We start from the raw sequence: 12,999 nt of genomic DNA on the forward strand, positions 1-12,999 counted from the left end.
ACAGGGCTTGAAGGCGCCCTCGGCAAACCGGAAGATAGCGACTGGTCAATCTGCCCCCGAGCCAACCATGTCGCGCCCTCTCCTGCTATTACTGTGCTGCCTGCTGCTGACTGCCTGTGCCCTGCCACCCTCGCTGCCGGTGGATACCCGTTACCAGTCGGCCAACCACGACAGCCGTGTGCAGTATGTGGTGGTGCATTACACCTCATCGGATTTCCCGCGCGCCCTGGGCCATCTGACCCAAGGCAGGGTCAGCAGTCACTACCTGATCGACAGCGACCCGGCCACCATCTACCGGCTGGTGGATGAAAACCGCCGCGCCTGGCATGCCGGTGACAGCAGCTGGCAAGGCCGTACCTGGCTGAACGCCAGCTCGATCGGCATTGAGCTGGTGCATCCCGGCTACCGCGAACGCGACGGCCAGCGTCACTGGGTGCCCTACTCGCAAGCACAGATTGATGCGCTGACCCTGCTGCTGCGGGATATTCTGGCGCGCCATCAACTCGGCCCGGATCGGGTAATCGGCCATAGCGATGTGGCGCCACAGCGCAAGCTGGACCCCGGCCCGCTGTTCCCCTGGCGCCAGCTGGCCGAGGCCGGCGTGGCAATCTGGCCGGAAGACGCATTACGCCAGCAAGCCCTCGAACTGCTGCAGGGCCGCCTGCCGGCACTCGGCTGGTATCAGCAGGCCCTCGCCGAGGTCGGCTATGCAGTACCGGATGACGGCCTCTGGACCCCGGCCACGCGCAATGTGCTGGCAGCCTTCCAGATGCGCTTCCGCCCGGACGATCATCGCGGGCTGCCGGATGCCGATACCGCCGCGCTGCTGGCGGCCCTCGCACCGGCCGCGCGCGAGGCCCTGCAACAGCCGCTGCAGGTCTGGCTGGTGGAGCCGATCACCGAGCAGACGCGGATGGTCGACTGATGCTGAATGCCATCTGGCTCGGCTTTTTTCTGGTCGCCTTCGCTTCGGCGCTCTGGCAATGGCTGGGACTCGGGGATGCCGAGGTATTCTCGCGGCTGGTGACGGCGCTGTTCGACATGGCAAAACTCAGCGTCGAGATCATTCTGGTGCTGGTCGGCACCATGACCCTGTGGCTGGGCTTTCTGGCGATCGCCGAGAAGGCCGGGCTGATCCGTCTGCTGGCACGCCTGCTGGACCCGCTGTTCCGCCGCCTGCTGCCGGAAGTGCCCAGCGGCCACCCGGCAGCCGGGCATATCACCATGAACTTCGCCGCCAACGTGCTGGGGCTGGACAATGCCGCCACGCCGATCGGGCTCAAGGCGATGCACGCGCTACAGAGCCTGAACCCGAGCAAGGACACCGCCAGTAACGCGCAGATCCTGTTTCTGGTGCTGAACAGCTCGTCGCTGACACTGCTACCGGTGACCATCTTTATGTACCGCGCCCAGCAGGGCGCCAGCGACCCCACGGCCGTCTTCCTGCCGATCCTGCTGGCCACCAGCGCCTCCAGCCTGGTCGGCCTGCTGAGTGTCGCGCTGATGCAGCGCCTGAAACTCTGGGATCCGGTGGTACTGGCCTGGCTGGCCGGTATTGCGCTGGGCATGGGGCTGCTGCTCAGCACCCTGGCCGGCATGTCGGCACAGGCGCTGGCGGCCACCTCGACGCTGGTCGGCAACCTGACCCTGTTCGGCATCATCATCGGTTTTCTCGGCATTGCCGCGCTGCGCCGGGTGAATGTATACGAGACCTTTATTGAGGGTGCCCGCGAGGGCTTCAGCTTTACCGTGTCGCTGCTGCCGTATCTGGTGGCGATGCTGGTTGCGATTGGCGTGCTGCGCGCCAGCGGTGTGCTGGATGCCGGACTCGACGGCATCCGCTGGCTGGCCGAGGCCTTCGGCTGGGATACCCGTTTTATCGACGCGCTGCCAACCGCCTTGATGAAGCCGCTGTCGGGCAGCGGCGCACGGGCGATGATGATCGAGACCATGAACACCCATGGCGTCGACAGCTTTGCCGCGCTGCTGGCGGCAACCTTCCAGGGCAGCACCGAGACCACATTTTATGTGATAGCGGTGTACTTCGGTGCCGTCGGCATCCGGCGCATCCGCCACGGCCTGGGCTGCGCACTGCTCGCCGACCTGGCCGGCATGCTTACCGCGATCTGGGTCTGCTACTGGTTCTTTGGCTAGGGAAACGCTGATCAAATAGCTGCGGCGCCTACGCGACAACCGATGACCTGTTCTGGACACGCTGTAAATACGTCCCTGTACGCTCGGCGATGCCCGTCCGGGGCATCGACGGTCCAGAACAGGTCATCGGTTATCGCGTTCCGAAGATGCTGTGAAATTGATCAGCGTTTCCCTAAGTGACGGGCTGCCAGCGACGGCCGGCCTTGCTATGATCCGGGGCCGCATTCGAGTAACAGGAACCCCCCATGACCGAGATAGCCAGTCAGCATGCATTCGACCGGGCCATCACCCTGCAGCCGCTCCCGGCCAACCGTTTCAGCGGCCAGATCGACGACAGTTACCAGAACATGGTCGGCCCCTTTGGTGGCATGACCGCCGCCACCCTGCTGAATGCTGCCCTGCAGCATCCCGAACGTATCGGCGAGCCGGTCTCGCTGACCGTCAATTTTGCCGGGCCGGCAGCCCCCGGGGAGTTCGAAATCGAGGCGCTGCCGCTGCGCACCAACCGCTCGACCCAGCACTGGATGTTGCTGCAACGCCAGCAGGGCGAGGTGGTGACCAGCGCCACGGCATTCTTTGCCACGCGCCGCGAGACCTGGTCGGAACAGGTATTGCCCTGCCCGGCTGCGCCGCCGGCCGAGGAATTTGCCGCCATGCCGCGAACCGGCCGCGGCTGGTTCAAGCACTACGACTTTCGCTATGTCAGCGGTCTGTTTGATCCCACCGGCGAGCTGCCCTGCAGCACCGAGAGCCTGCTGTGGGCGCGTGACAACCCGCCAAGACCGCTGGACTTTGCCTCGCTGACCGCCATCGGCGACATCTTCGCCCCGCGCATCTTCAACCGCCGCCAGCGCTTTACGCCGGCCGGCACCGTGAGCATGACCCACTATTTCCATGCCCATCAGGCTGATCTTGAGCGAGCCGGCAGCGGCTTTCTGCTCGGCCAGGCCGGAGTCACCCGCTTTCACAACAACTACGCAGACCAGATCGCCCATCTCTGGGCACCCGACGGCACCCTGTTGCTGACCACCACCCAGGTGGCCTACTACAAGGAATAGGAGCACTGATGAATACAGCCAACCCGACAGCCCACGCCTTTGATCAGGCCATGCACCTGCAACCACTGGGCGATGACAGGTTCAGCGGTCATACCAGTGAGGCCTACGCCAATATGGTCGGCCCCTTTGGTGGCGCCACGGCGGCGGTGCTGCTGAATGCGGTGCTGCAACACCCGCAACGCATCGGCGAGCCGGTCTCGCTCACCGTCAACTTTGCCGCCGCGCTGCAACCCGGCCCCTTCGAGATTGAAGCGCGGCCGCTGCGCAGCAATCGTTCGACCCAGCACTGGCTGCTGCTGCAGTACCAGAACAGTGAGCTGGTCAGCAGTGGCACGGCCTTTACCGCGATCCGCCGACCCAGCTGGTCGGAGCAGGAGCTGGCCTGTCCGGCAGTAGCGCCTGCCGACAGCCTGCCGGCGCTGGATGCCCGGGGCATGCTGCGCTGGATCAGCCAGTACGACCTGCGCTTTGTCTGCGGCGGCTTTGATCCGCACAGCCAGCAGCCGCTGGACAACTCACTGACCCGCCTGTGGGTACGCGACGAGCCGCCACGACCACTCGACTTCCTGTCGCTGGCAGCCATTGGCGATTGCTTCTTCCCGCGCATCTTCACCCGCCGCCAGCGCTTCGTGCCGGCCGGCACCGTGTCGTTGACCCACCACTTCCATGTCGATAGCGAACGTCTGGCACAGGTCGGCTCTGCGCATCTGCTCGGCCAGGCACAGGCCAATCGCGGGCACAACAACTACATGGATCAGAGCGCACACTTCTGGGCGGCGGACGGCGAGCTGCTGCTGAGCAGCAGCCAGACGGTGTATTTCAAGGAATAGCCTCAGCCAAAGGCCCAGGCCAGTTCCTTGCGCAGCGGGGCGTTGAGCAGTTGGCGGGTCTCGCGGTAGGCACGCCGGTCGAGTGCCGCCAGTTGCTGCAGCTTGAACCGGGCACGCGGCAGTAACTGCTCAGGTGGTAACAGTTCATCATAGAAGCCGGCCGCCTGCGCCTGTACCGGGTCCAGCAGCTCGGCCTGCAGTGCACAACGGTTCAGCCATGGCGCTGCCAGCCGGGCACGCGCCTGCGGCATGGCAGCCTCCGGCATGCTCATGCCGATCGCCACCTCATTCAGGCCGATACGAAAGGCGCCGGCGGCGCCCAGCCGGTAGTCGGCCAGCAGCAGCATAAAGGCCGCCTTGGCCATCGCATGGCCGGTACTGGCGATCACCAGGGGCGCTGGATAATCCAGCATGGCCAGGGTCAGCCGGTCGCCGGCGGCGCGCATGGCGTCACAGGCCGGCCCGCCAGCGTCGATCAGCTTGCGGTCATAGCCGCCGCTGAACACGCCAGGGCGGCCATGGATCAGCAAGGCACAGTCAGCCGCCGCGGCCTCGCCGATGGCCGCCAGCAAATCCTCCAGCAGCCGTTCGGACAGCGCATTGACCTTGCCGTCGTCCAGCGCGATCTCGGCGCAGCCGTTGGCCAGCGTCAGGCTCAGCCCGCTCATGCGTCGGCCTGCGCCCGCGCCTCATCGCGCAGTACCCGGCGCAACAGCTTGCCGACCGTGGACTTGGGCAGGTCATCGCGAATTTCCACGTAGCTGGGCACCTTGTAGCCGGTCAGTTGTTCGCGGCAGTGGGCAAGAATGGCTTTCTCGTCCAGCGCCTTGTCATGCAGGCTGACAAACAGCTTGATCGCCTCGCCCTTGCGCAGGTCCGGCACGCCGACCGCCACACACTCGCGAATCCCCGGGTGGCGCATCACCGCGTCTTCCACTTCGTTGGGGTAGACGTTGAAACCGGACACCAGAATCATGTCCTTCTTGCGGTCGACCAGCTTGAGGAAGCCCTCCTCGTCGATTACCCCGACATCACCGGTTTTCAGCCAGCCATCCTCGGTGAAGACGGCCGCCGTCTCATCCGGGCGCTGCCAGTAGCCCTGCATCACCTGCGGGCCACGGATCAACAGCTCGCCCGGCTCGCCACGCGGGGTTTCCTTGCCGTCGTCGTCCACCGTCTTCATCCAGGTATCAATCACCGCCTTGCCGATATAGCCCTCCTTGTAGGGCGTAAAGGCGGTGGAGGCGACCACCACCGGCGAGGTTTCGGTGAGCCCGAAGCCTTCGCGGATCACGCTGCCGGTGCGTTCCTGCCAGCGTCTGGCGATCTCGGTGTTGAGCGGCGCGCCACCGGAGTTGACCCACTTCAGCCGGCTGAAATCCAGGCTGTCGAAGGCCGGGTGGGCCATCAGCGAGACGAACAGCGAATTGATGCCGGTGAGCAGGGTGAAGGGGTGCCGCTTGAGGTCGTCGAACATGCTGTCCAGATCACGCGGATTGCTGATCAGCACGCTGTGGAAGCCGGTAAACACCGAGGCAATGCAGTTCGCGGTAAAGGCGAAGATGTGGTACAGCGGCAGCGGCGATACCCGCACCTCATTGCCGTACTCGACATCGCCCTGCTTGATCACGCTGACCGCCTGCAACACATTGCTGAGGATATTGCGGTGGGTCAGCATGGCGCCCTTGGATACCCCGGTGGTGCCACCGGTGTACTGCAGCATGGCCAGGTCATCCAGACCGCGTTGTGCCTCGACCGCCGGCAGCGTGGCGCCCTCGCGCAGCGCCTGCATCAGGCGGGTGACATCCGCCTCGTCGCTGCTGTAGTGCGGGTTGGTCAGATCGTCCATGCTGGTGACGATCAGCTGCTCGATCTGCGTTGCCGGCTGGATCGCCCGGACCAGCGGCAGCAGCTTGTCCAGCACGATCAGCGCGCGGGCACCGGAATCGGCAAACTGGTGGCGGGCCTCCGGCGCGGTGTACTGCGGGTTGGTGTTGACGATCACCAGCCCGGCCTTGAGCGCACCGAAAATCGCAATCACGTACTGCAGCAGGTTGGGCAGCTGGATGGCAATCCGGTCGCCCGGTTGCAGGCCACTGCGCTGGCGCAGGAAACGCGCCAGTGCCTCGGACTGGTCGCGCAACTGGATAAAGCTCAGGGTGTCCTTACCGCAGGAAAAGGCTGGCTTGTCGCCATAGTCGACACAGGCCTTGTCCAGCACATCGGCGATGTTGCTGTGGCCCAGCTCTGCCAGCTGCCTGGCGACTTCATACTGCTCGGTCGTTGACATGACACCCTCACTTCGGTCTATTGTTTTGCAGTGCGAAATACAATACCAAAAAAATGCTATGCTAGCTGCATCTGTCATGCAATGCGACAAAGGGCTCATGACGAACAGCTGCCGCAGGCGCGATCATCTGCTAAGGTGCGCGCCTTGCGAGCGCGACAGGGATATCAACGCGCAAGGCGCATCACTACCGACAGGCCACACCGATGAATGACGATCTGGACAATCCGAGAAATACCGACGGTCCCAAGGACCGCAAATTCGTCGAGGCGCTGGCCCGCGGATTGGATGTGCTGCGTGCCTTCAGCCAAGGCTCCGTGGTGATGGGCAATCAGGACATCGCCCGCATCACCGGACTGCCCAAACCAACCGTCTCGCGCATGACCTACACCCTGACCAAACTGGGCTATCTGAGCTATTCGCCACAGCTGGAAAAATACCAGCTCGACTCCGGAGTACTGGCGCTGGGTTACGCCTACGTGTCCAACCTGCGGGTACGCCAGCTGGCCAAGCCCTATATGGATGAATTCGCGCGCACCACCAACACCTCGGTTGGCCTGACCTGCCGCGACCGGCTGTCGATGATCTACGTGGAAAACTGCCGCCCGGCGGAAGCCACCTCACTGCGCATGGATGTCGGTGTGCGCCTGCCACTGGCCACCACCGCCGCCGGTCGCGCCTACCTGGCAGCGATGAAGGACGAGGAGCGCCAGCACCTGCTGGACGCCATCCGCACACGCAACCCGGATAACTGGGCGGAGCTGGAAAAAGGGCTTGAGCAAAGCTTTGCCGACTATGCCGAACACGGCTTCTGCCTGTCGCTGGGCGACTGGGACCGCAATGTAAATGCCGCCGGCGTGCCACTGTTCCTGCAGGACGGCACCCTGATGGCGCTGACCTGCGGCGCCCCGTCCTACCTGGTCTCCGAAGACAAGGTTAAAAACCAGCTAGCCCACCAGTTAGCGATGCTGGCACGCGATATCGAGCGGCTCGGAGTATAGCCCCGCCCTGGGGCTTGAAGCTTGTGGCTTGAAGCCTTCAGCCCCTGACCCACGCACAAAACAGCGAGTTTCACCCCTCTCCCCCCTTTCAGCCATCGACAAGCGGTTTTATTTTTTGTATTTTGCCTAGCGAAACATGGTTTCATTATTTCGCATAGTGAAACTGCCAGACAAACCCTAACGGAGGTTGAGCATGTCGGACGTGGTCACACTGGAACGCCAAGGCCCCATCGCAGTCATCAGAGTCAACAATCCGCCGGTGAATGCCCTGGGCATCGCCGTGCGTGAAGGACTGCAGAACTGCTTCAACGCCGCCGAGGCCGATGCCGAGGTGAAAGCCGTAGTGCTGGTCTGTGAAGGGACGACCTTTATGGCCGGGGCCGACATCAAGGAGTTCGGCAAGCCGCCGAAGTCGCCGGGCCTGCCGGAAGTGGTGAATGGCATCGAAGCCTGCAGCAAGCCGAGCGTCGCGGTTATCCATGGCACCGCGCTGGGCGGTGGCCTGGAAGTGGCGGTCAGCTGCCACTACCGCATCGCGCTGAAGAGCGCCAAGGTCGGCCTGCCGGAAGTCAAACTCGGCCTGCTGCCGGGCGCGGGTGGCACCCAGCGTCTGCCGCGTCTGGTTGGCGTAGCCAAGGCGCTGGACATGATTGTCAGCGGCAACCCGATCAGCGCCGTCGAGGCCCATGATCTGGGCGTTATCGATGCGCTGATCGAGGGTGACCTGACCGCTGCCGGTATTGCCTTCGCCGAACAACTGTTGGCCGAGGGCAAAGGCCCGCGCCGCACTGGCGAGCGTACCGACAAGCTCGACGGTGCCGACAATGCCGCTGCCGTGGCCGCCAAGCGCGCCGAGGTCGAGAAGAAGATGCCCGGCCTGTTCTCGCCGCAGCGCTGTGTATCCGCCGTTGAAGCCGCCTTCAGCCTGCCGCTGGCTGAAGGCCTGAAGCGTGAGCGCGAGCTGTTCGGCGAGTGTCTGGTATCGCCGCAGCGTGCCGCGCTGGTGCATGCGTTCTTCTCCGAACGTCAAGCCTCCAAGATTGACGACCTGCCCAAGGACACCCCGGTACGCGAGATCAAGTCTGCCGGTGTGATCGGTGGCGGCACCATGGGTGTCGGCATCGCCATCTGCTTTGCCAACGCCGGTATCCCGGTAAAGATTCTGGAAATCACCAGCGAAGCCCGTGACAAGGCCCTGGAACGTGCCCGCGACACCTACGGTATGAGCGTCAAGCGCGGCAGCCTGACCCAGGACGCACTGGAGAAGCGCATGGCGCTGATCAGCGGCGTCACCAACTATGCCGACCTGGCTGACGTCGATGTAGTAGTCGAGGCGGTATTCGAGGACATGGGCGTCAAGCAGAAGGTCTTCGAAGCGCTGGATGCCCACTGCAAGCCGGGCGCCATTCTGGCCTCCAACACCAGCTCACTGGATCTGAACGCCATTGCCGAGTTCACCCGGCGTCCCGAAGACGTCGTTGGCCTGCACTTCTTCAGCCCGGCCAACGTGATGCGCCTGCTGGAAGTGGTGCGCGGCGCCAAGACCAGCCATGAGGTGCTGGCCACCGCCATGGCGGTTGGCAAGAAGCTGAAGAAAGTCTCGGTGCCGGTCGGCGTCTGCGACGGATTTGTCGGCAACCGCATGGTGTTCCAGTACGGCCGCGAGTCCGAGTTCCTGCTGGAAGAAGGCGGCACCCCGGAGCAAGTCGACGGCGTGCTGCGCAAGTTCGGCCTGGCCATGGGCCCGTTCGCCATGCGCGACCTGTCGGGCCTGGATATTGGTCTGGCGATCCGCACCCGCCAGCGCCAGACCCTGCCCGCCGAGTTCAAGCTGCCAACCATTCTCGACAAGATGGCCGAGGCCGGCATGCTCGGGCAGAAAACCGGCAAGGGCTTCTACGTCTATGAAAAGGGTTCGCGTACCCCGCTGCCGAACCCGGAGCTGCCGGCGATTCTCGAGGCCGCTTCGAAGGCGCAGGGCATCGAGCGCCAGCAACTGAGCGATGAGTACATCATCGAGCGCACCATTTATGCACTGATCAACGAGGGCGCCAAGATCCTCGAGGAAGGCATCGCCCAACGTGCCAGCGACATCGACGTCATTTACCTGAACGGCTATGGTTTCCCGGCCCATCAGGGCGGCCCGATGTTCTATGCTGATGCGATAGGTCTGGATCGCGTGTACGCACGCATCTGCGAATTCCACCAGCAACATGGTGCCTGGTGGAAGCCGGCGGCATTGCTGGAAAAGCTGGCCAGGGAAGGACGCAAGTTCGCTGATCTGTAACCAATCGGGGTGACCGGCGCGGGCCGGTCACCGGATACCCGTATTGCAACGAGGACAAACAATGGAAATCCATTTCTCCCCCGAACAGCTCGCCTTCCGCGACGAAGTGCGTGAATTTCTCAAGCAGGAGCTGCCCGCCGACATCGCCTCCAAGGTACGTCTGGCCAAGCACCTGAGCAAGGAAGACCACCAGCGCTGGCAGCAAATCCTGTCGAAAAAGGGCTGGTATGCACCGGGCTGGCCGGTCGAGCACGGCGGCACTACCTGGGGCCCGATCGAAAAGCACATCTTTGACGAGGAATCGGCCGCTGCCGGTGCCCCGCGTCTGGTGCCGTTCGGCGTCAACATGGTTGCTCCGGTGATCATCAAGTTCGGCACCGAAGAGCAAAAGGCCAAGTACCTGCCGCGCATCCTGTCCGGTGAAGACTGGTGGTGTCAGGGTTACTCCGAGCCGGGCGCCGGTTCCGACCTGGCCTCGCTGAAGACCCGCGCGGTACGTGACGGTGACTACTACATCGTCAACGGCCAGAAGACCTGGACCACCCTCGGCCAGCACGCCAACTGGATCTTCTGTCTGGTGCGTACCGATCCGGAAGCCCAGCAGCAGCGTGGTATCTCCTTCCTGCTGATCGACATGGCCACCCCCGGCATCACCGTGCGTCCGATCCTCACCCTGGACGGCGACCATGAAGTCAATGAAGTGTTCTTTGACGACGTCAAGGTACCGGTCGAGAACCTGGTCGGCGAAGAGAACAAGGGCTGGACCTGCGCCAAGTACCTGCTGACCCACGAGCGTACTGGCCTGGCCGGCATCGGCGCCTCCAAGGCCGCCCTGCGCCAGCTCAAGCGGATCGCCGCCAAGCAGCACAAGAACGGTCGCCCGCTGATCGAGGACACCCTGTTCCGCAGCCAGATCGCCGAAGTGGAAATGTCGCTGATGGCCGCCGAGATGAGCACCCTGCGCATCGTCGCCGCCGCCTCCGAAGGTGGTGTACCGGGTTCGGAAAGCTCGATCCTCAAGGTGCAGGGCACCGAAATCCGTCAGGCCATCACCCACCTGATGCGCAAGGCGCTGGGTCCGTACGCCATGCCCTTCCTGCCGGAAGAGATGGAGCTGGACTATGACGGCGACTTCCTGGTTGATGACTACAGCGCCTCGCTGGCCTCGGTCTACTTCAACATGCGCAAACTGTCGATCTTCGGCGGATCCAACGAGATCCAGAAGAACATCGTCTCGAAAATGATTCTTGAACTCTGAGGAGGCCGACCGTGGACTTCAAACTGACCGAAGAGCAGCAGATGCTGCAGGAAACCGCACAGCGTCTGGTGCGTGATACATACAGTTTTGAAAAGCGCCAGGAGTTCAGCGCCAGCGACGCCGGTTTCAGCCGCGAGTTCTGGCAGCAGCTGGGTGAACTGGGCCTGACCGCCGTACCCTTCTCCGAAGAGCTGGGCGGCTTTGGCGGCAGCGGCGTGGAAACCATGCTGATCATGGAGCAACTGGGCAGCGGTATCTGCCTGGAGCCCTACATGGAGTCGGTGATCCTCGCCGGCGGCCTGATCAGCCAACTGGGCAACGCCGCGCAGCAGGAAGAGCTGCTGGGTGGTATCGCCACCGGTGAACTGCAGGCCGCCGTGGCCCTGGAAGAGCCGGGCAGCCACTACAACCTGGCCCACGTGGAAACCACCGCCCGCCAGAATGGCGGCGACTGGCTGATCAGTGGCCGCAAGGGCGTGGTGATCGGTGGCCAGACCGCCGGCAAGATCCTGGTCTCCGCGCGCACCGCCGGTGATGTGCGTGACCAGCAGGGCATCAGCCTGTTTGTCATCGACCCGGCTGCGGCCGGTGTCAGCCGCCGCGTATACGCCACCATGGACGGCCGCAAGGGTTGCGAACTGTTCCTCGACAACGTCAAGGGCGAACTGCTCGGCAACGCCGGCGACGCCTATGACGCCATCCGTTACCAGAGCGGCCGCGCCATTGCTGCCCTGTGTGGCGAGGCCGTCGGTGCCATGCGTACCCTGTGCGACCTGACCCTGGACTACCTGAAGACCCGCAAGCAGTTTGGTGTGGTGATCGGCAAGTTCCAGGTGCTGCAGCACCGCATGGTCGATATGGTCAGCGAACTGGAGCGTGCCACCTCGATGGCCACCCTCGCCGCCTGTCTGGCCGATGACGAAGACAGCGCCGAGCGTACCGCCAAGCTGACCGCCGCCAAGTTCGTGATCAACAAGGCTGGCCGCTACGTAGCTGAGCAGGCGATCCAGCTGCATGGCGGTATCGCCATGACCTGGGAATACAACGGTGCCCACTATGCCAAACGGCTGGTGATGATCAGCCACCAGTTCGGTGATGACGACCACCACCTGGAAGCCTACGCTGACCAGCTGAGCCTGGCCTGACCGCTCTGGCCGGCAGCGCCGCAAGGTGCCGCCGGCCAGTCGGCTACTACTGATGATTTGCACTATCGGTCGCCGCCGGCGACCGGTATCCTATGCATCCCTTTCAATGTCATGCGCCCCTGGGGCGTCTCACAGACCTGTGGAGGACTAGCGTCCATGAAAATCCTCGTCGCCGTAAAGCGCGTGGTTGACTACAACGTCAAGGTTCGCGTCAAGGCGGACAACAGCGGTGTCGATCTCGCCAACGTCAAGATGTCCATGAACCCCTTCTGCGAAATCGCCGTGGAAGAGGCCGTGCGCCTGAAAGAGAAAGGCGTGGCAACCGAGATCGTTGCCGTTTCCGTCGGTCCGGCCACTGCCCAGGAGCAACTGCGTACCGCCCTGGCACTGGGTGCTGACCGCGCCGTGCTGGTCGAAACCGCCGACGAGCTGAACTCGCTGGCCATCGCCAAGCTGCTCAAGGCAGTGGTCGACAAGGAGCAGCCGCAGCTGGTGATCCTCGGCAAGCAGGCGATCGACTCCGACAACAACCAGACCGGCCAGATGCTGGCAGCGCTGTCTGGCTATGCCCAGGGCACCTTCGCCTCGGCAGTCAATGTCGACGGCGACCGCGTCAAGGTCACCCGTGAAATCGACGGCGGTCTGCAAACCGTTGACCTGAAGCTGCCGGCCATCGTCACCACCGACCTGCGCCTGAACGAGCCGCGCTACGCCTCGCTGCCGAACATCATGAAGGCCAAGAAGAAGCCGCTGGAAACCCTCAAGCCGGAAGAGCTGGGCGTCAGCACCGCCTCGACCGTGAAGACCCTGAAGGTGGAAGCCCCGGCCGCACGCAGCGCCGGCATCAAGGTCAAGAGCGTCGACGAGCTGGTCGACAAACTCAAGAACGAAGCCAAGGTGATCTGAACATGAGCATTCTGGTTATTGCCGAACACAACAACGCCGCGCTCAACGCCGCGACCCTGAACACCGTAGCGGC

At 63.6% G+C, this 12,999-nt stretch carries 11 protein-coding genes; 9 read left to right on the top strand and 2 right to left on the bottom strand.

Annotation, left to right across the window (positions count from 1 at the left end):
• Positions 1–67: 67 nt before the first annotated feature.
• From BMZ23_RS13350 to BMZ23_RS13365, 4 genes are all read left to right on the top strand, one after another.
• Positions 68–925, top strand: a complete 858-nt coding sequence (locus BMZ23_RS13350; protein WP_093478402.1) for an N-acetylmuramoyl-L-alanine amidase — start codon at positions 68–70, stop codon at positions 923–925.
• Complete coding sequence (locus BMZ23_RS13355; RefSeq protein WP_093478405.1) at positions 925–2,154, top strand: nucleoside recognition domain-containing protein; 1,230 nt, start codon at positions 925–927, stop codon at positions 2,152–2,154. Before BMZ23_RS13350 ends, BMZ23_RS13355 begins: the two co-directional genes overlap by 1 nt.
• A 245-nt stretch (positions 2,155–2,399) precedes the next feature.
• Positions 2,400–3,212 carry an acyl-CoA thioesterase gene (locus BMZ23_RS13360; RefSeq protein WP_093478408.1) on the top strand — a complete coding sequence of 271 codons (813 nt, stop codon included), beginning with the start codon at positions 2,400–2,402 and terminating at the stop codon, positions 3,210–3,212.
• Positions 3,213–3,220: 8 nt separating this feature from the next.
• Positions 3,221–4,042: an acyl-CoA thioesterase gene (locus BMZ23_RS13365; protein ID WP_093478411.1), complete on the top strand. Its 822-nt coding sequence runs from the start codon at positions 3,221–3,223 to the stop codon at positions 4,040–4,042.
• Between the two features lie 2 nt (positions 4,043–4,044).
• Here BMZ23_RS13365 and BMZ23_RS13370 read toward each other — a convergent pair whose 3' ends face one another.
• Both BMZ23_RS13370 and BMZ23_RS13375 read right to left on the bottom strand, forming a co-directional pair.
• Complete coding sequence (locus BMZ23_RS13370; protein ID WP_093478414.1) at positions 4,045–4,710, bottom strand: crotonase/enoyl-CoA hydratase family protein; 666 nt, start codon at positions 4,708–4,710, stop codon at positions 4,045–4,047.
• Positions 4,707–6,332 carry an AMP-binding protein gene (locus tag BMZ23_RS13375; protein ID WP_093478417.1) on the bottom strand — a complete coding sequence of 542 codons (1,626 nt, stop codon included), beginning with the start codon at positions 6,330–6,332 and terminating at the stop codon, positions 4,707–4,709. Before BMZ23_RS13375 ends, BMZ23_RS13370 begins: the two co-directional genes overlap by 4 nt.
• A gap of 203 nt (positions 6,333–6,535) precedes the next feature.
• Here BMZ23_RS13375 and BMZ23_RS13380 point away from each other — a divergent pair, with 203 nt between their 5' ends.
• From BMZ23_RS13380 to BMZ23_RS13400, 5 genes are all read left to right on the top strand, one after another.
• The gene (locus BMZ23_RS13380) at positions 6,536–7,330 is read left to right on the top strand and encodes an IclR family transcriptional regulator (protein WP_093478420.1); all 795 of its coding nucleotides are present in this window, start codon (positions 6,536–6,538) and stop codon (positions 7,328–7,330) included.
• 193 nt (positions 7,331–7,523) lie between these two features.
• Complete coding sequence (locus BMZ23_RS13385; protein WP_093478423.1) at positions 7,524–9,617, top strand: 3-hydroxyacyl-CoA dehydrogenase NAD-binding domain-containing protein; 2,094 nt, start codon at positions 7,524–7,526, stop codon at positions 9,615–9,617.
• 61 nt (positions 9,618–9,678) lie between these two features.
• The gene (locus BMZ23_RS13390; protein ID WP_093478426.1) at positions 9,679–10,875 is read left to right on the top strand and encodes an acyl-CoA dehydrogenase family protein; all 1,197 of its coding nucleotides are present in this window, start codon (positions 9,679–9,681) and stop codon (positions 10,873–10,875) included.
• Between the two features lie 11 nt (positions 10,876–10,886).
• Positions 10,887–12,020: an acyl-CoA dehydrogenase family protein gene (locus tag BMZ23_RS13395; RefSeq protein WP_093478429.1), complete on the top strand. Its 1,134-nt coding sequence runs from the start codon at positions 10,887–10,889 to the stop codon at positions 12,018–12,020.
• A gap of 156 nt (positions 12,021–12,176) precedes the next feature.
• Complete coding sequence (locus BMZ23_RS13400) at positions 12,177–12,926, top strand: electron transfer flavoprotein subunit beta/FixA family protein (RefSeq protein ID WP_093478432.1); 750 nt, start codon at positions 12,177–12,179, stop codon at positions 12,924–12,926.
• Positions 12,927–12,999 lie beyond the last annotated feature (73 nt).

The sequence above is a fragment of the Halopseudomonas yangmingensis genome, assembly GCF_900114825.1.
Lineage (GTDB): Bacteria > Pseudomonadota > Gammaproteobacteria > Pseudomonadales > Pseudomonadaceae > Halopseudomonas > Halopseudomonas yangmingensis.

Coding starts and splice junctions, on each gene's coding strand:
- BMZ23_RS13370 (WP_093478414.1), bottom strand. CDS start 4,710: ATGAGCGGGCTGAGCCTGACGCTGGCCAACGGCTGCGCCGAGATCGCG.
- BMZ23_RS13380 (WP_093478420.1), top strand. CDS start 6,536: ATGAATGACGATCTGGACAATCCGAGAAATACCGACGGTCCCAAGGAC.
- BMZ23_RS13360 (WP_093478408.1), top strand. CDS start 2,400: ATGACCGAGATAGCCAGTCAGCATGCATTCGACCGGGCCATCACCCTG.
- BMZ23_RS13355 (WP_093478405.1), top strand. CDS start 925: ATGCTGAATGCCATCTGGCTCGGCTTTTTTCTGGTCGCCTTCGCTTCG.
- BMZ23_RS13400 (WP_093478432.1), top strand. CDS start 12,177: ATGAAAATCCTCGTCGCCGTAAAGCGCGTGGTTGACTACAACGTCAAG.
- BMZ23_RS13390 (WP_093478426.1), top strand. CDS start 9,679: ATGGAAATCCATTTCTCCCCCGAACAGCTCGCCTTCCGCGACGAAGTG.
- BMZ23_RS13365 (WP_093478411.1), top strand. CDS start 3,221: ATGAATACAGCCAACCCGACAGCCCACGCCTTTGATCAGGCCATGCAC.
- BMZ23_RS13385 (WP_093478423.1), top strand. CDS start 7,524: ATGTCGGACGTGGTCACACTGGAACGCCAAGGCCCCATCGCAGTCATC.
- BMZ23_RS13375 (WP_093478417.1), bottom strand. CDS start 6,332: ATGTCAACGACCGAGCAGTATGAAGTCGCCAGGCAGCTGGCAGAGCTG.
- BMZ23_RS13350 (WP_093478402.1), top strand. CDS start 68: ATGTCGCGCCCTCTCCTGCTATTACTGTGCTGCCTGCTGCTGACTGCC.